This window comes from Paenarthrobacter sp. PPS72, assembly GCF_048537125.1.
In the GTDB taxonomy this organism is placed as follows: domain Bacteria; phylum Actinomycetota; class Actinomycetes; order Actinomycetales; family Micrococcaceae; genus Arthrobacter; species Arthrobacter nitroguajacolicus_E.
Genome location: NZ_JBLYIE010000057.1, coordinates 1 through 18,130 on the forward strand (window position 1 = coordinate 1; position 18,130 = coordinate 18,130).

Sequence of the window (18,130 nt, forward strand, 5' to 3'; positions counted from 1 at the left end):
GGAGGAGCGGAGAGGGTGTGGGTGGGGTGTTCATGGTTGTTATTCTCGTCTTCCTGTGGTGGCATTTTATCTCCCCCCCCCAAACCCCACCCCCCCCCCCCCCCGGGGTGGTTCCCCCCCGCGTCTGCATTTATCCGAGGTGGATGTGGGGAGTGTCTTCGGTGCCGCTGAAGGTCTTGCGGTCGATCCTGATGAGGAGCAACGCAATCGGTGCTATCAGTATCGCCACACCGGCAGCCCACAGGAACACCAGTGAGTAGCCCGAGGTCAGCGCGGCCAGCGTCCCGCCACCCACCGCGGCGGTGGCTGCGGCTGCGATGGTGCTGAAGAGGGCGATGCCCAACGATCCACCGATCTGTTGTGACGCATTGACCAGTGCGCTCGCTACGCCGGCATCGTCCTTGTCCACTCCGAAAAGGGCCAGGTTCTGCATAGGAACGAAGACCATGCCCAGGCCGACGCCCATCAGCACCAGCGCGGGCAGCATGTTGACGGCGTACGTGCCCTCGGGTGTCACCTGGGTGAGCCACAGCATGGCTGCGGCCATGAAGACCGGGCCCAGGGCGCTGGGGATCCTCGCTCCCAGCTTGGGGAGGTTTTTCGCCACGAGGCCCGCGGTGACGATCAGCACCACCGTCATGGGCAGGGATGCGATGCCGGCCGCAAACGGTGCGAAGCCCAAGACGATCTGCAGGTAGAAATTGATGAACAGGATTCCACCAATCAGTACCGCTCCCGCCAGGAATGATGCCAGGAAGGCTGCTGCCCGGTTGCGTTCCGTGGCGACGCGCAGCGGCAGTAGTGGGTTCTTGACCTTACGCTCGACGGCGACGAAAAGTACCAGCAGCAGCACACCCAGGGCAATGAATCCCCATGACTCAATAGCACTCCAGCCGTGTTCGGCATTGGCGAAGCCGTAAACCAGGGAGCCCAAGCCCAGTGCGGCAAGAACGACGCCGGGCCAGTCGTATTTGGTGGAACCCCCGGCTTTGCTTTCGCTCACCAAAGCCCAGACGCCCACGAGGGCGATGATGGCGATGGGGATGTTGACGAAGAAGCACCAGCGCCAGGAAACGAACTCGGTGAGGAAGCCGCCGAGCAAGACTCCTGCAGCCGCACCCACCCCGCTGATGGAGCCAAAGATGGCAAACGCGGTTCCGCGGTCCTTGCCGCCGGGAAAAGCAACGGTCAGGAGCGCCAGCGCCGCGGGTGCGAGCAGCGCTGCGAAGATGCCCTGGAGCGCACGTGCTCCGATCAGTTCCCAGGGCTGCTGTGCCAGTCCGCCGATCAGTGAGGCGATGGCGAAGCCTGCCGAGGCGGTGATGAAGGTCCGCTTCCGTCCCCAGAAGTCCGCGATGCGCCCGCCCAGCAGCAGGAATGCGCCGAAGACCAGGGCGTAGGCGGTGACCACCCACGCCCTGGTGGAGTCGCTGATGCCCATCTCCATCTGGAGGCGGGGAAGTGCGAGGTTCACGATGGTGCCGTCGAGGACAACCATGAACTGCGCCAAGGCCAGGAAGGGGAGGGCTCGCCACCCGATGCCCTTTTTGTTGTGCTGGCCTTGATTGCTGCCTTGGCCCAAAGAGTCCGGAGAGCCCGAAGTCCCGAGTAGTTGTGATGCCACGCGTCACCCATTCTGATAAGTAGTAATACTTATGAAAGTATAAGTACTTTGGCCGGCAGGTGTAAGCCGCAAGGGAGTGACGTTGGTCCTAGTGTTGTTCGGGTGCCTGCGGCTGAGGCTGATCCGGGGCGCGTTCCGGCACGCGTTCAGGCATACGTTCAGGTTCCGCGAGGATTGAAGCGAGCCGCTCCAAGGCAGGCAGGCTGGCCGCGATCTGCTCGCGTTCTTCGGGGGACAGGCGCTCGCTGGCTTTCGTCAGAGCATCAGCCCATGCGCCTTCGAGGAGCGATTTGATGCGTTTCGATTCGTCCGTGGGATGGAGGGAGACGTATCGCTTATCCGCGGCATCCTTGACCCGCGTCACCAGTCCGGCCGCCACGAGCTCGCGCAACTGGACACTGACATTGCTCAGTTGCCGCCCCAGGCGTGCGGCCACCTCGGCTACCGTAACTCCGGGGTGGCTTTCGATGACCCTGAGGATCTCAAGTACGCCGTTGGATATGGGGCGGAGGCCTGTTTCGTTGAGTGACTTACGGCGGATGTCAGACGAGATATCGATCATGCAGACGGCCAACGCCACATGGTTCACTGGCTTTTCTCCCATCCGTCAAGCATAGGTGGGTGCTGCAAGTCTACCGCGGAGTCGCGGCCATGGGCCGGTGCACCGCCTGACGATGCGCTAAGTATCGCTGTCCTGGCACCGGGGAGAGCGGTATAGTCGGCGCATGATCTCCCTGCGTCGATTTACTTGCCCCCGACCGGTCTCCGGTCGCGAGGGCTGTTTGGCGCGCGCCTAGGTCCTGGCACTGGAGTGAGTCGGGGGAGGAAGCCTCCACCCATTCCAATCCAAGGACCAGCAATGCCTATTTATCTCAGCCCTATAGAGCTACACGACGCCATGAGCATCCGGGACCTCTCCAACCCGCAGTTTAGGGGGCGGTCCGATTGCTAGGCTGGAGTCATGACCCGTCGCCTCGCCGCCCTGTCCGCCGTCCCCCTGATGTTGCTGCTCGTCGGCTGCGGAGCCGTGGAGGAAGCAGCCACAAACGCAGCCAGCGACGCCGCATCGAAGGTGGCTACGGCCGCCGCCGATGAAGTGACCAAGCAGGTCTGCGCCGTAGTCCAGGACGGATTGGTCAGCGTTCAGGACAAGCAGTTGCTGGCCGGCTTGGTTTCCACCGCGAGTGCTGCTGGCGTCCCCGCAGAAATCACGACGCCGTTGAACCGGATTGCGGAAGCAGGAGACGAGGTCCCGGCCGAGTCGGTTCAGGCGCTCAAGGATGCCTGCGCACCGTAACAGGAGTTCACCGGTCCGGGACGCATCAGCGGTCCAGGATGCCGGATGCCCCTGCAAACTATCCCACCTGTACTGAGCTAAATCCTTCTATACTAAGCAACCTTATGATATTTTCGGGTTGACTGGAATTGAGCAGACGGTTCCGGTCACGACAACCAGGATCTTGAGCCGTTTGCCAATAGAGGAGAACTCATGACATCCACCAACAGCCCCGCCCGAGCGCGATCAACCATCCAACGAGCAGCACAGATTGTGGGAGCAGTATTTCTCCTCGTTGGAGTGCTGGGATTCATCCCTGGAATCACCTCGAATTACGAGTCACTGTCCTTCGCGGGACATGATTCAGAAGCACTCTTGTTGGGAATCTTCCAAGTTTCCATCCTGCATAACATCGTGCACCTGCTCTTTGGTGTTGCAGGCATTCTCATGGCCCGTACGCCAGGACAGGCCCGCAACTACCTCATTGCTGGTGGCGCCGTGTACCTGGTGCTTTGGATCTACGGTCTGGTCATCGATCAGGAGTCCAGCGCGAACTTCGTGCCGGTCAACAATGCCGATAACTGGCTGCACCTCATTTTGAGCGTTGGCATGCTGGCGCTCGGCCTGGCGCTCAGCCGACGGACCACCACTACCCGTACGGGATCCGTTACTGGAAGGTGACAGGCGCCGCGTCTCCCGCCCTTGTTCGCCCCACTCACCGTTGTACGGGTTGTGCAGCAAACGAGTGCGGGTCTCGTAGCCAGGGCGGCGCACAAACGCTAGCGCCCGGCCAGCACTGTCCGTGTCCGCACTGTAATCGCAGCACCGAGTACCAGGGCCGCAGCAATGGCGGCCGCGATCGCCGTCGGGAATGATTCGGGTGCGTCGGCGCTTCGACCGACCGTAATCCACACGAGACCCCACGCAATGGCGGCTGCGAGGGCAAGTCGCCCGTGGCCCTTGATGGCCAACGCGATGCCCACCACCGCCACTACCACCAGAACAGCCACGGACCAGACTTCCGGACGCAACCCGAAGCCCCCAAACCCTGAGGCCTTCAAAGCAGCAGCGATGTTGGCGCACACGGCCACGCTGGTCCACCCGAAGTACAACCCGAGAGTTCCATCGACCACAACTGCCTCAACCCCTGAGGATGTCCGGCTCTGGCTGTAGCGGAGGAACGCCAACACCAGCGTCACCAGCAATGCCAGGATCACCAGGACGCTCAACGCAAGGAGGCCGGCCTGCACGGACAGAATCCACGCAGCATTGAGGATCATTGAGGCAGCAACTATCCACCCGAGCGAACGCTGCCGGGGATTGGAACGCTGTGACGGCAGCCATTGCCAGACCGTGAAAGCGGCAAGCCCGGCATAAACCACGGACCAGATGGAGAACGCGGGTGTGGCCGGGGCCAGAAGTGTTGAGTCGGCAGCCAACGCTCCGCCGGCTGCCTGGGCTATCGGCGTGCCACCGAAGACTCCGACGCCGATCATCGAACCAACAATGCAGACCACCAAGCTCACGGTGACCGCGATCTGCCGCTTCAAATCTGAGCTTCGAGTTGCCATTTGCTGAGCCTCTTTCCTTGTGGGATGTGCGGTGTCATGCATTCGCGCGGTACGTGACTTAGTATCAAAATGCTAGTGAAACGAGCTTTACGCTTATCGAAGGAACACCGGATGGACGCGGAAGGCCACGCAAAGGGCTATTGGTACGGCAAAGACCCAGGTCAGAAGGCCATTGCCATTGATGTCCTGAACGCGTTGCGGGATTACCGCGCCTCCGAGCAAGCGATGCGCCGCAGGACCCGTTCGTCCATGGGGATGGGTGAGAAAGACCTGCTGGCCCTGCGCTATTTGTTTGAAGCCGAGGCCGCAGGCAAAGTGATGAAACCGAAGGACCTGGGCGACAAACTCGGCATAACGTCGGCATCCATGACAACATTGATCGACCGTTTGGTGGAGTCCGGCCACATTCGACGTGAGCCCCATCCCACTGACCGCAGGGCTCTGATCCTGAAGGCAACTCCCGGCTCGGACCAGGAAGTGAGGCACACCCTGGGCGGGATGCACCGCCGGATGCTGGACGCTGCGTGTGCCTTGAGCCCGGACGAGTCGCAGGTGGTGGTGAACTTCCTGCAGCATATGCGCGAAGCGTTGGACACCATCGATGAGGAACCTGAGGCCCCCGAGCACACGCCGCCTTCATCACGTGAGCGTCCATTGCAGGATGAAAATGAGCGTCACCAGGAATCCTGAACCGTAGTTAAGCCAGATGAACCGTCGCCACGCCACATTGGTGCGCGCCGCCGTCGTATCCGTGACGTTCCAGTAAGGGGCGCAGTTGATGATGTACGGGACGGCGATGATGGCCGCGAGCGGCCCCGGCCACGGCGTTGCCAGCATCGCGAGGCCGGCAACAGTCCAGAGTCCGACGGCGAGCCTCACCGTCCGGTGGGCACCGATGACGGTTGCTATGGAGCCGATACCGGACTGCCGGTCGGGTTCGATGTCCTGGACGGCGCCGAAGGCGTGGGCTGCCATTCCCCACAGGAAGAATGCGGCCAGCAGGATCAGCAGACCGGGCGTCACGTTAGCGCCGGCCAGCGCCAACCCCACGACGGCGGGACTCACGAAGTGCGTGCTGGACGTCAGCGAGTCCAAGACCGGGCGTTCCTTGAAGCGAAGCCCGGCGACCGAGTAAGCCACCACGGCGAAGGCGCTGACGGTCAGGCTGATCCATGCGGCAGGCCCGCCCGCCGATGCCAACAGCAGCAGGAACGGAACGTTGGTGATAGCGGCGAGCCACAGCATGGGCCGGTGAAGATGCGGCTGGAGGAGCGCGCCTTCAATGCCGCCCTTGCGCGGGTTATTGAGGTCCGACTCGTAGTCGAAAACATCATTGATGCCGTACATGGCGAGGTTGTAGGGGATCAGGAAGTAAAACGTGCCCACGATCAACACCCAGTCGATTTCCCGGGTGGTGAGGAGCATGGCTGCGGCGAAGGGGTAGGCGGTGTTGATCCAGCTCACGGGTCGGGACGCGAGCAGGGCCTGGGGGACGAGGCGCTTGAGCTCAGGTGACGAACTGGACCCGGCACCCTTTCTCTTGCGTGTCAGCCACATCCACAGGCCAGGCAGCGCCACGACCCCCGCCAGCGGATAAGCGAAATCCTCGATCGGCGCCAAGCCAATTTTGACGCCGAGAATGTGTGAAGCGTCGTAGTGGAAGAGTTCCATTCCGATCATGACGGAGTCGAACACGGCTGTCAGGACCGCAAGGACCCCGAATGCAAGGCCCACAGCCTTCCAGTGTTTGCCGGCCTCGCCGGGCCGGGCGCCCCGATGCGCGAAGATCACGCCGGCAATGGCCGCCGCGGCGATGAAGGCGAGTGCGAGCCACAGGTACGTCATACGTTCTCACGCTCCCGCTGCTTCTCACTGCGAGCGGCGGGAATCCGGTCAAGCAGCCGCCGGGCTCCGGTATACAGGACCATGGTGCACAGCACCAGGAACAGCAGGAACACGGGTTCCTCGATGGGTAGTTCGGGTGCCAGCAGCAGCCCGGTGGCAATGGTCCCTTCGCCGCGCAGGAAAATCCCCAGGCCGATTCCGGCCACGTCCCAAGCAAGCAGGAACAGCACCCCGACGGCGGTCACGATTGCCGCTGCCTGTGCGTCCCGCCAGAAGAACAGGCGGAAACGGTGATCGAGCAGGAGCATGCAGGTGATGCCAAGCAACAAGGAGACCAAGTAGAGAACGCCCATCAGCCAATCCTGCTAGCAACAGGCCTCACAGTGGTAGGGCCGGTACTGTGATCGCCGCGGATCCGTTTCAGGACCAGTTCGGCACTGATGAGGCACATGGGCACGCCAACGCCCGGAGCTGTCGTGGCTCCGGCGTAGTAGAGGCCGCGAACACGCTTGGAGGCGTTCTGGGCACGGAACATGGCGCTCTGCCGGAGCGTGTGCGCAGGGCCCAGCATTCCTCCGCGCCAGGAGTTGTAATCGCGGGCGAAGTCGGCCGGTCCGATGGTGTGCCGAACCACCACGCGTTCGCGGAGATCCGGGATATTGGCCCACTGGGCGACCTGGTCGATGGCGGCGTCGGCGGTTTGTTCGATCAGCACATCGCCGCTGCCATCGGGCCCGCCGGCTCCCAGTGAGGGGTCGGCGGGGATGGGAACCAGGACGAACAGATTCTCGTGGTCCCGTGGTGCGACTCCGGCATCAGTGGCGCTGGGTTTGCAGACATAGATTGACGCGGGATCCGGAATGCTCGGATTGTCACCGAAAATCGAGGCGAAGTTTGCTTCCCAATCGCGGGTGAAGAACAGGGAGTGGTGAGGCAGGTCCGGCAGGGAGCCCTTCACGCCCAACATCACCAGGACTGCACCGGGCCCACTGGTGCGGCCCTGCCAGTACTTCTTGTTGTAGCTGCGGTCCCTGACGCCGAGGAGCTGTGTTTCGGTGTGGTGCAGGTCGGCGCCGGAGACCACTTGATCGGCAACGCTGTAGTGCTCCGCTCCCGAGTTGTCGCGCCACTTGACTCCGGTGACTTCCCGGCTGTCCTTGCCGGTAAGTCCTGCGGGAAGCTTCAGGCCGTCAAAACGCCCCGGTTTCTTGGTGTGCGTGGCTTCGCGGGTAGTGATCTTCAGGGCTTCGGCCCCTGTGTGGATCCTGACGCCGGCGTCGATGGCCAAGGCTTCCAGGCGTTCAACAAGGGCCCAAAAACCGCCCATGGGATACTGCACGCCGTCTCCCAGGTCCAAAGCACTCATCAGGTGGTACATGGCGGGAGCATCGGAAGGGCTGGTACCCAGGAAAACGGCCGGATAGCCAAGCACCTGCCGCAGCACCGGATGTTGGAACCGCCGGGAAACGTATTTATCCAAGGGCGTCAGGAGCAGCTGTGCGAGCTTCGGGAGGCTGCGCACAACCTCCGGCTGAAGCAGCGCCTGCAGTCTGGTGAACGGGTTGTAAAGGAAGAAACGTTCAGCCATCTCCGTAGTGTGCCGGGCGGAGGCGAGGTAGGTCTTGAGCTCCTTTGAGCTCCCGGGCTCCACGCGTTCGAAGGTCTCCAAAACCTGCTCGCTGCCGAGCGGGACGGTCAGCGGCTCCGGCCGCACGCCGTCGTGGTTTGGTTCGCTGAAGATACGGTACGCAGGGCTGAGCGTGCGCAGATCCAACTGTTCAGCGGTGCTGGTGCCTAGCAGGTTGAAGAAGTGATCAAAGACGCCGGGCATCAGGTACCAGGAGGGGCCCGTGTCCCAGCGGAAGCCGTCCCGCTCGAGGCTGCCGGCTCGGCCGCCCACCCGCTCGCGCTGTTCGAGGAGCTGGACCTCGTGTCCTTCGTGGGCGAGGAGTGCGGCGGTGGCAAGCCCAGCGATGCCACCGCCGATCACTACTGTCCGGGTCATCGGTGCAGCTCCATCCATGTTGAGGCGACGGCGCGGGCCGCGAGCCCGGCTTTCACGGCGTCCGGTACGCGTACCCGGGAGCGGTAGAGATCATCCACGGTGGTGTGTTCGATCCTGTCCGTGAGTGCCTGGAACAACGCCAACGCACTCCGGACAGCGGCCCGGGCATCACGCGGCAGCATGGGAATGACGGCGCTGGCATCGGCCAGTTGCGCTCGGATGGTGTTGACCCACTCCATGCGGTCGCGGTCCTCAAGATGGTCCGAGGTCCCAAGGTAGCTGCGGCCCAGGCGGGTGGTGTCATCGGCCAGGTCCCTGAGGAAGTTGATGTTCTGGAAAGCAGCGCCCAACCTGCTGGCACCGTGTTCCAAAGCCGCGGCGTCGCCGTCGCGGATGTTTTCGTCCCGCATGAAGACGCGCAGGCACATCAACCCCACCACCTCGGCGGAACCGTGGACGTAGCCGTCGTGCGCGTCGGCGTCGAAGCGGAGGGGAGTATCCGCAGCGGGGTCGGGAAACGCACTGTGCTCGAGAAACTCAGTGCGCTCGCCGAGGTCCATGCGCATGGAGGCAAAGAACGGATCGATCAGCGAGGCGTCGATCCCGGCGGTTCGGGCCGTCTGGGCGAAGGCGTGGATGATGAGGTCGCTGCTGTAGCCGAGTTTGACGGCCCGGTGTGTCTCATCAATGAAGTGCGTCAGGGCGTCGCACTGCTGCTGGTAGCTCAGGCCGGCTTCCGCCGTCACTCCGTCCACGAGTTCGTCGGCCACCCGCACCAGGGCATAGATGTTGCGGACGTGCTGGCGGTGCCTGGGTCCCAGCAGCCGGCAAGCCAATCCAAAAGAGGTGGAGTAGGCGGAGATGACCTGGTTGGCGGCGCGTTCGGCCGTCCGGGTGAAATGCTTGAACGAGGTATCTGTGGCGACGCTCATGATTGCCGTCCTTCAAGCTGTCCTGCGAGGTCAAGCAGGACGTTGCGCACGCCCGCCGGAATGGTGGTGGTCAGCTGACTGTTGAATGCCTGCATTTGTTCTTCGATGAGGCCTTGGACGAAGGCTTCGGCCCCGCAAGCGCTGAGATGCCGCCGGACATGCGCGCCGTCGTCGACGCTGAGCTCAGGTTTTCCGAAGAAGGACTCGATGTCCGGCCAGGCGTTTGTGGTCCGTGCATGGGCGATGATGGCCGTTTCCTTGCCCTCGCGTAGGTCCGAAAAGGGATCCTTGCCGTGGCGGCGAGGATCCCCGAAAGTGGACAGGAGGTCGTCTTGGAGTTGGAAGGCGAGCCCCAGATGCCTGCCGGCTGTTGCGAGCGCATTCTCGACGGCGAAGTCGGCACCAGCCAGCGCAGCGGCGGCACGTAGCGGGAGTTCGAAGGTATATGTGGCGGTTTTGTAGCCACACATCACCAGGATCGTCCGGAGGTCCGGGGCAATGACGCCGTCGCCAAGTCCCACATCCAGCTGTTCACCGGCCACGGTCTCGTTGATGGTGTGTTCCAGGAGGTCGAGTAACCGCAGCCGCAGCTCGTGGGGGAGATCCGCCCGGGCAAAGGACTGGTGCGTCGCAGCGAGGAGCATGTCGCCCATCAGGATTCCGCCGGTTTGAGCCCAGTGGAGGTCGCTTCCGGCGCGGGTTCCGTCAGTGCCGTCCCTGCGGGCGGTTTCGCTGGCTTCGGCGAGGAGGGAGCCGATCAGGTTCGGGTGTCCGCGGCGGACGAGGTCGCCGTCGATCACGTCATCGTGCAGCAGGAAGGCATAGTGCAGGAGTTCGATGGCGGCGGCGATGCTGATGGCGGTCTCGCGCCGTCGTGTTTCCGCAGGACCATGTTCATGATGGCGCTGGCGGAGTGCGTCGTATGCTTCCATGAGCAGCAGCGGCCGGACGAACTTGCCGCCCAGGACATTCTTGCCTGCGAGCGCCCATAACCGGGCGAAATCGGCACCGTAGGCCGTTGCGGCGCTGGCTCTCTTGCCGATGAGTCCGCTTAGTTCGTTTTCGATCGCGGAGCAGAGGTCCGTGCGGCTGCGGACGGCGCTTGAGGTGATGGTCATGCTTCAGCGCCAGCTTGGAGCGGCAAGGCGTTCGCCTCGAGGAGCTCCGGGAATTGGAGTCCGAGCCAGGGGCTGAAAGCGGACGGCGTGTGCTGCAATGCATCCGCGAGGAGTGCCGGCGAAATCCAAGCCCAGTCCGCCACTTCGGAGGGATTCGGTTTCAGTGCCCCCGTGATGCGCGCTATGTACACGGGGCAAATCTCATTCTCGACGATCCCCCTTGGATCTACCGCCCTGTAACGGAAGTGGGGGAGGACCAGTTCGATCATGGTGGCGTCCACTCCAAGTTCGAACCGGGCGCGCCTGAGCACGGCATCCTCGAACTCTTCACCGGGCCCCGGGTGCCCGCAGAAGCTGTTGGTCCAGACTCCGGGCCACGTTTTCTTCTCGGGTGAACGGCGGGTCAGGAGGACTTCCCCGGCATCGTTGAGGAGGTAACAGGAAAAGGCCAGGTGGAGGGGCGTGTCCAGTGTGTGGACATCCGCTTTGGGAGCCTCCCCAATGGGCATTCCGGCGTCGTCAAGGAGGACCACCATCTCTGTCGCGTTCATGTTGCGCCTTCCTCCACACCCTTGTTTCTGTCCAAGACTTGAATATTGCTAGACAAGCTAGAAGAAAGGCTACCATGTAGGAAGTTAGGTGTAACATACCAATCATGTCCAGTCCTGAAGAGATACCTGAAGAAGCCGGGACTCCGGTTTCCGCTGGCATCTACGACTTGGACGCCAACGATCCCCATCAGGAACTTGTGGATCGATCCGGCCTCTCAGAAGCCGATGTCCAGCAAATAAGCCACCTGATGGCAGCGTTGGGAAGACTGCGCGACGCCGAACAGCGGCTTTCCGACGCTTCACTCCGGTACATGAAACTCAATCAGTCCGACATGCGTGCCCTGCACTATCTGATTGTCTGTGCCAACCATGGCGTGATTGCCACCCCCGGTGCAATAGCCTCCCGGCTCAATATTTCGACGGCGTCAACCACCAAGCTGCTCGACCGGCTGGAACGCGCCGGCCATGTGACCCGACATGCCCACCCCTCCGACCGCCGCGCACTCGCCATTGCGATTACTCCCGAAACGCACCGGGCCGCCATGAGAACTGTTGGGCGGCAGCAGGCCAATCGGTTCCTCGCGGCGGTCAGGCTCAGCCCTTCCGAGCGGGAATCGGTGATTCGGTTCCTTGATGACATGGCACAGGAAATTGAAGTTTCCAATGAAGCCTGGGCCGGTTCAGGGACGTAGCCCGGTTCAGGGAGCTAGGCCCGGTTCGGGGAGCTGGGCCCGGCGCTATACCCGGTGACGCGCTAGTACAGGAAGATCGGCAACCAGTCCCGGTTGTGCGCATGCACCAGCGCGAGGAACAGCACCAAGTCGAAGAGCAAGTGCACGGACACCACGTATGAGAACGATTTGGTGAGCTTGAAGGTGTAGGCCTGCAGCAACGCGAACGGGAACGTCAAGAGCGGACCCCACGACTGGTAGCCGATCTCCCAGAGGAATGATGAAAAAACCACCGCTTGCAGGAGGTTGGCCAGCCAGTCCGGAAAGTGTTGGCGCAGCAAGGTGAAGGTGGTGCAGATGAAAAACAGTTCATCCCAGATTCCCACGGCGTTAACACCCAGGAAGAGCCGCCAGAAGATCTCGGGATCGGAAGCGTCCGGCCAGTTTTGGTAGGCTCCCGTTCCGATCAGGTACACCGGCAGGATGAAGTACCCGAGGGCAACGACGCCGATCAGGTACAGCTTCGCTGCCAAAGGCCATTTGCGGCCTGTGTTGACGGGAAACCTGATGATGTCTTCGCGGTAGGCGAACCGTGACACCAGCCAGGGCACCAGCACAGCCAATGCCAGGGCGCCGCCCATGAGGGCCATGTGCTCTGTGCTGAGGTCGGCGTTGAGGGGTACCAAGCTGATGATGGTCACGCCGGCCGCGATCAACGCAAGGTGTCGCATTAGCCGGTGGTCGATGAAGGCGGCCGTCGCCACGCTTGCAACCAGCAAGCCATAGCCGAGCAGCCCATTGCCCAGCACAAAGAGCGGCACGCCGGACAGGGAAAGCAATGCCGCGGGCAGAAGCTTCCAACTGAGTGCGGTCCTGGGTGATTCCGTTGAAATGGATGTCACCCCTCCAGCATGCCAGGGCATGACGGCCCATGACATGTTTTCCGTCGTCAGGATGTCATCGTTGTACCTCGGGTGCTCTCATTCCTCTGTAAGATTCGTGACAGGGCCCACACCCTTTGGTGGAGGCCATGTAATGGCTGGCTTGGCCAGTGGGGGACACACAAAGGAATAATTAATGGCTCAAGACGCGGGCTCTTTTAAACCGGAAAGCGGCAGCTCACCGAAGGACGGCGCTGCGGCGAATAACGCTGCGGCCTTGCCTGCCGGCGAAGACCTGACCATGCGGGAGCAGGTGCTGGACATTATCGAATCCATCCTGGCTGATAACGATGCCCGGAGCGAAAGCGCACGGAAGAACCTTCGCGCGTTGCTCGATGCCCGTCCCGACGATCCCGAGCGTGCGTTGTTGGAGCACCTCCTCAAGACCCGCAAGACGCCTGGCTCAGCGGTCAAGGTTCCGGTTCAGCGTGAACCGGCCAGCCTGCACCTGGAGTCTCCGGATACGGCCCGGACCGTGTCGGTCCCTGTCAGCCACGAAGTCCGCGAAGGCATCCAGTCGATCCTCGCGGACAAGCTCCTGCTCACAGCCTTCCAGCCTGTCCATGCGCTGCCTGGCGGCGAGGTGGTGGGCGTGGAGGCGCTGACCAGGTTCGTCGGCGAGGATGGGGCCGGAGCCGATGTGTGGTTCAACGAGGCTGCGGCGGCCGGCTTGGGCACGGAGCTTGAGATCGCGGCACTTCATTGCGCACTGACGGCCGCACACGATGTCCCGGACAACATGTCCGTGGCGTTGAACCTCACCCCTGCAACGTCCAGCGACCCTCGTGTGCGGAACCTGCTGGCCGCGGCGGCGCTGGCCCCGGACAGGATCATTGTTGAACTGACGGGCAGCTTGGAATCCGTGGAGGGACAAACCGGCGACGACGGCCTGGGGCCCCTGCGCGCCCTCGGCTTGCGGCTGGCCATCAGTGCGTCCGGAGCGGCTTTGGTTTCCATGGAGCGGATTGAACAACTGCGCCCGGACATCATCAAGCTGGATCGCCACTTGATTGAAGGAATCGAAAGCAGCGACGGCCAAAAAAGCCGGGCCAGGGCCATCGTGGAGCTTGCGCGGGAGATCGGCGCGGACATCATCGCAGAAGGCATCGAAACAGCTGCAGAGCTTGATGAGGTCACCGCGCTGAAGGTCACGGCAGCGCAGGGATACCTCCTGGGGCGCCCCTCCGTCCACCCCCTGGATTGGTCGGCATGGAGCATCCGCGCGCAGACCGAAGCCCAGCCCGCAGGCTAGGCAACTGCCGGGCATTTGGGTGACTCGCGTAAAGTAGCATGCGGGGGTTTTTCGGTCCCATGAAAATTGGGGATTGCTGAGGCAAGGACCCACCTAGCCAGGAAGTTCTTCGTTGATGGACAGTTTCTTCAGTATGCTCGCGGAAATTCGCGGTAAAACAATCCCAGCGAGGTTGGCGTCAGGCATGAACTCCCCGCGAGGCCTCTTGTGGGGCTTCGTGGTGATTCACCTGGTGTTCCTGGTCTTTGGGGCCATTCTCTCGTTGCGTGGCGAAGCCTTCAGCGACACCTTTATCTACCGTGAATGGGCCCTGGCGGGATTCGATGAAGCGAACCTGACCGGAGGACCGAGCCCTTGGGTCTACCCCATTCTGGCCCTGATTCCCATGGGCTTGGCAGCAGTGGCCGGTCCTGGCCCTTTCTTCTTCCTGTGGGTCTTGCTCACGACGCTCCTTAACGGCTGGGCGGTGCTCAAGCTCACCGACCGCGGACGTCGGCAGGAAGCAATCCCGGCCGCTTGGTGGTGGCTGGTCTTCGTCTTCCTCATGGGCTGGTTGGGCTTCGCCCGCGTTGACGGACTGACTGCCCCCATTGTCCTGGTGGCCCTGGTTTACGGCGTCACGCGGCCCTTCGTCGCATCTGTCCTGCTGAGCGTCGCCACCTGGGTGAAGGTATGGCCTGCTGCTGTCATGCTGGCCCTGTTCGCTGTGGTCAGGAAACGCCTGCATGTTGTTGCGGCAGGAATTGCGACGACGGCGGTAGTGATCGGGTTGGCTGCGGCAGTTGGTGCCGTCCCCAAGTTGCTGAACTTCCTGACGCAACAGGGTGACCGTGGAATGCAGCTCGAAGCGACCTTCACCACCCCCTGGTTGTGGTTGTCGGTCCTTGGGGTGGGGGATTCCCGCATGTACATGAACACGGACATCAACTCCATGCAGGTGGACGGACCCGGCACTGCGTTCATGTCGGTGCTGATGCAGCCGCTCCTGCTGCTGGCAGCGGCCGCCGTCGCTGGTTTGACCTTCTGGGCCTTGCACCAAGGCAAGCTCAACGGCGGGGTGGACCGGACGGAACTTCTGCTTTCAGGAGCCCTCACGCTGGTCACCGCCTTCATCGTTTTCAACAAGGTTGGGTCGCCGCAGTTCATGGTGTGGCTCGCGCCTGCCGTAGCTGTGGGACTGGCGCACAACTGGAAAGAGTGGCGCGTTCCGGCCACCATGCTGATAGTGATCGCGGTTGCCACCTACTTCATCTACCCGCTCTTCTACGATGCCTTGAGCCACAACAATCCTTGGATGGCCCTGGTCCTCACCATCCGTAACGTCCTGCTGGTGGTCCTCTTCTTCTGGTCGGCTCGTCGCCTGTATTCGCTGGGCCGTAAGCCCTCCATGGTCACCGCGCCAGCGGGCAAGGAGCACTAAGATTTCCGCGACGTTCTTCGACCAGCTGGTCCGTATCCGCAGCCGTGTCCTGCCTCCCGCAGCAGTGGCGTGGTTCGCCCGCCCCTCCAGCGTGTGGTGGGGATTCGCCGTGGTCCATTTCTACTTCCTGTGCTGGATGGCGTCCTTCTTCCTCAGCGGCAACACCTTCAGTGACACTGAGCAATACCGTCAGTGGGCCATGGAGGGCTATAACCCGGAAAACCTCACCGGAAAGATCAGCCCCTGGGTTTATCCGGTGCTGGCCCAGATTCCCATCTTCCTGGCGGGCATAGCCGGTCCGGAGCTGTACTTGTTGGTGTGGACCCTGATGATCACGGCCCTCAACGCGCTGGGCCTTTGGTACCTGACGCGTGGCCCACGGCGGTTCACGGGGATTGCGCCCGCATGGTGGTGGCTGTTCTTCACCCTTTTCATGGGCTACCTCAGCTTTGCCCGCGTTGAAGGCATCACCACCTCCATTGTGTTGATCGCCTTGATTTGCGCCGCCCAAAGGCCGGTTGTTGCCTCCGTCCTGCTGAGCATCGCAACGTGGATCAAAGTATGGCCCGCAGCGGTGCTGGTGCCCATCATCATCGCTTCCCGCAACCGGCTGCAGATGATTGCTGCCGGGGTGGGCGTCACCGCCGTCGTAGGTTTCGGAACCTACCTCGCTGGCGGCTTCAGCCACATCCTGGACTTCCTGATCAACCAGGGGGAGCGCGGTATGCAGCTGGAAGCCACCTTCTCCACGCCCTGGGTGTGGCTGAGTGTCTTCAACATCGCCGGATCCAAGATGGCCGACAACACAGCCATCAACTCCACGGAGGTCTATGGGCCGGGTGCCGAAATTGCGGCCTTCCTGATGCAGCCGCTGCTGATCGTTGCAGCGATCGCAGCCGCCATCCTCCTGGTCCGTGCACTCAAGCGCGGAGCGGAGCGCGAGGAACTGTTCCTCGAAGGTGCCTTGATGATGACAACGGCGTTCATCGTGTTCAACAAGGTGGGCTCGCCGCAGTTCATCATCTGGCTGTCACCGGTGATCATCGCGGGACTGACGCACGACTGGAACCGTTGGAAGGTACCGGCCGCCCTGCTGATGGGGATCGCCATGACCACTTTCGTGATCTATCCGCTGTTCTACACCCCGCTCATCCACGCCCACCCCGTCATGGCCGCTGTGCTGACCACCCGGAATGTCCTGCTGGTGGTACTGCTGTGGTGGTCCGTGAAGCGGACTGTTGAATTGGGGCGGCGCGTGCCTGTCAGTCCGAGGGCGCTTTAGCGGATAGTCGGAGGACGGTGGAGCAGGCGACGGTCGGTCTGCCCCACCCAGCGCGACAGCTTGCCTTGGACCAGCAGCCTGCGGGTATGTATATCCAGGAACACCAGGTAGAACGCGAACAGCAGCGCGATGGCAAAGGCCAGTGAGGACAGGTCCACGGAGACTTCCACGAAGGACCACACTGACAACTGGTCTTGCGCACCAAACACCACAAAGAATGTCACGCCGACGTAAAGGCACCGCATCTGCCAGTCGTCCCGAATCCCTGTTACGGCCAGGAAGGGGACGAACCAGAGGATGTACCAAGGCTGGATGATGGGGGAGAGCAGCACCATGGCGGCGAACGCAAGGGCCATGCGCCGCACCACACGGGAATGGTCTCCCCGGAACATCAGCACGAGGACCAGGGCCACGGCGCCCCACTTCATGACCGCTCGAAGGATGTCCGCCATCGCATTGCCTGGCAGCCCCAGGGCGTTACCGAGGAACTCGATCTGCTGGCCAAGGAATCCCGACGGCGAGTAGCCGGTGAACCCCGGGGTGGGGTCCGTGATGGCCCACGCCCAGCCCAGGCCCAGGCCGTAAGGGAGGCCGCTGATCACCAGAATGGCGAAACTGATGCTCGCGGTGGCGGCCCAGATTCCAAACTTCCGCGGCCAAGACGCCCCGGCACCGGCCCACATCAGCCCAATGAAGGGCAGGAGCAAAACGGTGGCCGGTTTGATTCCGATGGAAAGTGTTACCAGCAGGATGCCCAGTAACGGCCGCTTGGTGGCTGCGAAGTAGGTTCCTGCAACGGCGAAGCCCACCATGATGGCGTCATTGTGGGCGCTGGCTACGAAGCTGATCAGGAAGAGCGGGTTGGCCACGGCGATCCAGAGCGCCCGGGCACCGTTGATCCCGTGAAGCTCTGCGAGTTTGGGGACGTACACAACGCACAACAGCACCCCGCCGGCGGCCAGGAGCCGGAACAGCAGCACTGAGACGTCAGGCTGGGCGCCCGTAATGGCCACCACGGCGTGGGCCATCCACAGGAAGTAGGGTCCGTACGGAGTCCGGGCTTCCGCCCAAGCCGGGTCCGCACCCAAGGCGAACCAGTTGTTCAAAGCCGAGATGCCGACGTCGTAAGGGTCTTGGCCCTCCATCATCAGCCTGCCCTGGCCTATATACGCGTAGACGTCACGCGAATAGACGGGCACGGCGAACAGCAAAGGAAGGGACCAGGCTGCGATCGCGGCGACGATCGGTTTGAGGGAGTTGCCCTCCCAACTGCCCATTCGTTGGCCCAGCCTCAGCCAGGACCGAACCAGCAACATTGCGCCAACTGTCAAGAGGACAGCGGAGATCGTGACGCCCCAACCCTCAGTGCGCAGGGCGATGACTATGGGGTGCCGGATCATCGGGGATCCGTTGGCGATCCATCCGATGCCAATGGACCCGGCAAACATGAACAGCGAACCAAGGAACCCCTGCAAAATGGCCGGGTAAGCTACGGGCTTTGTCGCAGGAACTGTTGGTTGCGGGGCCTTCGTAGCAGTGGAGGAAGGCGGGTCGGTGGCTGCTGAAGTGCCGGGACGCGGACTGGGGGTACTACCTGCCGTCATGACTGGTCGGTTCCCCCACTCACGGTATGGCGCTCCTA

Annotated in this window: 18 protein-coding genes; 7 read left to right on the top strand and 11 right to left on the bottom strand. The window is 62.4% G+C overall.

Annotated elements, in window-relative coordinates:
• Positions 1-130: 130 nt before the first annotated feature.
• Both ACLRGI_RS19955 and ACLRGI_RS19960 read right to left on the bottom strand, forming a co-directional pair.
• The gene (locus ACLRGI_RS19955) at positions 131-1,624 is read right to left on the bottom strand and encodes an MFS transporter (protein ID WP_419203187.1); all 1,494 of its coding nucleotides are present in this window, start codon (positions 1,622-1,624) and stop codon (positions 131-133) included.
• A gap of 88 nt (positions 1,625-1,712) precedes the next feature.
• The gene (locus ACLRGI_RS19960) at positions 1,713-2,228 is read right to left on the bottom strand and encodes a MarR family winged helix-turn-helix transcriptional regulator (protein WP_419203188.1); all 516 of its coding nucleotides are present in this window, start codon (positions 2,226-2,228) and stop codon (positions 1,713-1,715) included.
• 357 nt (positions 2,229-2,585) lie between these two features.
• On the opposite strand from ACLRGI_RS19960, the gene ACLRGI_RS19965 reads away from it, so the two are divergent.
• Both ACLRGI_RS19965 and ACLRGI_RS19970 read left to right on the top strand, forming a co-directional pair.
• Positions 2,586-2,921 (top strand): hypothetical protein, encoded by a 336-nt coding sequence (locus ACLRGI_RS19965; protein ID WP_419203189.1) that lies wholly within the window; start codon positions 2,586-2,588, stop codon positions 2,919-2,921.
• A 192-nt stretch (positions 2,922-3,113) separates the two neighbouring features.
• Entirely contained in the window at positions 3,114-3,581 is a 468-nt protein-coding gene (locus tag ACLRGI_RS19970; protein WP_419203190.1) for a DUF4383 domain-containing protein, read from the top strand.
• A gap of 98 nt (positions 3,582-3,679) precedes the next feature.
• Here ACLRGI_RS19970 and ACLRGI_RS19975 read toward each other — a convergent pair whose 3' ends face one another.
• Positions 3,680-4,471, bottom strand: coding sequence for a TspO-related membrane protein (locus ACLRGI_RS19975; protein ID WP_419203191.1), 792 nt, complete (start codon positions 4,469-4,471; stop codon positions 3,680-3,682).
• A 111-nt stretch (positions 4,472-4,582) separates the two neighbouring features.
• Here ACLRGI_RS19975 and ACLRGI_RS19980 point away from each other — a divergent pair, with 111 nt between their 5' ends.
• Positions 4,583-5,161: a MarR family winged helix-turn-helix transcriptional regulator gene (locus ACLRGI_RS19980; RefSeq protein ID WP_419203192.1), complete on the top strand. Its 579-nt coding sequence runs from the start codon at positions 4,583-4,585 to the stop codon at positions 5,159-5,161.
• Here the strand turns inward: ACLRGI_RS19980 and ACLRGI_RS19985 are convergent.
• From ACLRGI_RS19985 to idi, 6 genes are read right to left on the bottom strand one after another with little or no spacing between them, the layout of a single operon-like run.
• Positions 5,111-6,316, bottom strand: coding sequence for a prenyltransferase (locus ACLRGI_RS19985; RefSeq protein WP_419203193.1), 1,206 nt, complete (start codon positions 6,314-6,316; stop codon positions 5,111-5,113). The two genes, ACLRGI_RS19980 and ACLRGI_RS19985, sit on opposite strands and share 51 nt — an antisense overlap.
• The gene (locus ACLRGI_RS19990) at positions 6,313-6,669 is read right to left on the bottom strand and encodes a lycopene cyclase domain-containing protein (protein WP_419203194.1); all 357 of its coding nucleotides are present in this window, start codon (positions 6,667-6,669) and stop codon (positions 6,313-6,315) included. The genes ACLRGI_RS19985 and ACLRGI_RS19990 overlap by 4 nt, the downstream gene beginning before the upstream one ends.
• On the bottom strand, positions 6,669-8,321 hold the full coding sequence (gene crtI, locus ACLRGI_RS19995) for a phytoene desaturase family protein (RefSeq protein WP_419203195.1): 1,653 nt from the start codon (positions 8,319-8,321) through the stop codon (positions 6,669-6,671). The genes ACLRGI_RS19990 and crtI overlap by 1 nt, the downstream gene beginning before the upstream one ends.
• Entirely contained in the window at positions 8,318-9,253 is a 936-nt protein-coding gene (locus ACLRGI_RS20000) for a phytoene/squalene synthase family protein (protein WP_419203196.1), read from the bottom strand. The genes crtI and ACLRGI_RS20000 overlap by 4 nt, the downstream gene beginning before the upstream one ends.
• The gene (locus ACLRGI_RS20005; RefSeq protein WP_419203197.1) at positions 9,250-10,371 is read right to left on the bottom strand and encodes a polyprenyl synthetase family protein; all 1,122 of its coding nucleotides are present in this window, start codon (positions 10,369-10,371) and stop codon (positions 9,250-9,252) included. Before ACLRGI_RS20005 ends, ACLRGI_RS20000 begins: the two co-directional genes overlap by 4 nt.
• Positions 10,368-10,922 (bottom strand): isopentenyl-diphosphate Delta-isomerase, encoded by a 555-nt coding sequence (idi, locus tag ACLRGI_RS20010; protein ID WP_419203198.1) that lies wholly within the window; start codon positions 10,920-10,922, stop codon positions 10,368-10,370. The genes ACLRGI_RS20005 and idi overlap by 4 nt, the downstream gene beginning before the upstream one ends.
• A 104-nt stretch (positions 10,923-11,026) precedes the next feature.
• Between idi and ACLRGI_RS20015 the strand changes: the two genes are divergently transcribed.
• The gene (locus tag ACLRGI_RS20015; RefSeq protein WP_419203199.1) at positions 11,027-11,614 is read left to right on the top strand and encodes a MarR family winged helix-turn-helix transcriptional regulator; all 588 of its coding nucleotides are present in this window, start codon (positions 11,027-11,029) and stop codon (positions 11,612-11,614) included.
• A gap of 62 nt (positions 11,615-11,676) precedes the next feature.
• Here ACLRGI_RS20015 and ACLRGI_RS20020 read toward each other — a convergent pair whose 3' ends face one another.
• Positions 11,677-12,495, bottom strand: a complete 819-nt coding sequence (locus tag ACLRGI_RS20020) for a CPBP family intramembrane glutamic endopeptidase (protein WP_419203200.1) — start codon at positions 12,493-12,495, stop codon at positions 11,677-11,679.
• 175 nt (positions 12,496-12,670) lie between these two features.
• Between ACLRGI_RS20020 and ACLRGI_RS20025 the strand changes: the two genes are divergently transcribed.
• From ACLRGI_RS20025 to ACLRGI_RS20035, 3 genes are all read left to right on the top strand, one after another.
• A complete protein-coding gene (locus tag ACLRGI_RS20025; RefSeq protein ID WP_419203201.1) occupies positions 12,671-13,786 on the top strand; it encodes an EAL domain-containing protein in 1,116 nt (371 codons plus the stop codon).
• Between the two features lie 115 nt (positions 13,787-13,901).
• A complete protein-coding gene (locus ACLRGI_RS20030; protein WP_419203203.1) occupies positions 13,902-15,206 on the top strand; it encodes a glycosyltransferase 87 family protein in 1,305 nt (434 codons plus the stop codon).
• Positions 15,207-15,315: 109 nt separating this feature from the next.
• Positions 15,316-16,488: a glycosyltransferase 87 family protein gene (locus tag ACLRGI_RS20035; protein WP_419203205.1), complete on the top strand. Its 1,173-nt coding sequence runs from the start codon at positions 15,316-15,318 to the stop codon at positions 16,486-16,488.
• Here ACLRGI_RS20035 and mptB read toward each other — a convergent pair.
• The gene (gene mptB, locus ACLRGI_RS20040; protein ID WP_419203206.1) at positions 16,485-18,092 is read right to left on the bottom strand and encodes a polyprenol phosphomannose-dependent alpha 1,6 mannosyltransferase MptB; all 1,608 of its coding nucleotides are present in this window, start codon (positions 18,090-18,092) and stop codon (positions 16,485-16,487) included. The two genes, ACLRGI_RS20035 and mptB, sit on opposite strands and share 4 nt — an antisense overlap.
• Positions 18,093-18,130 lie beyond the last annotated feature (38 nt).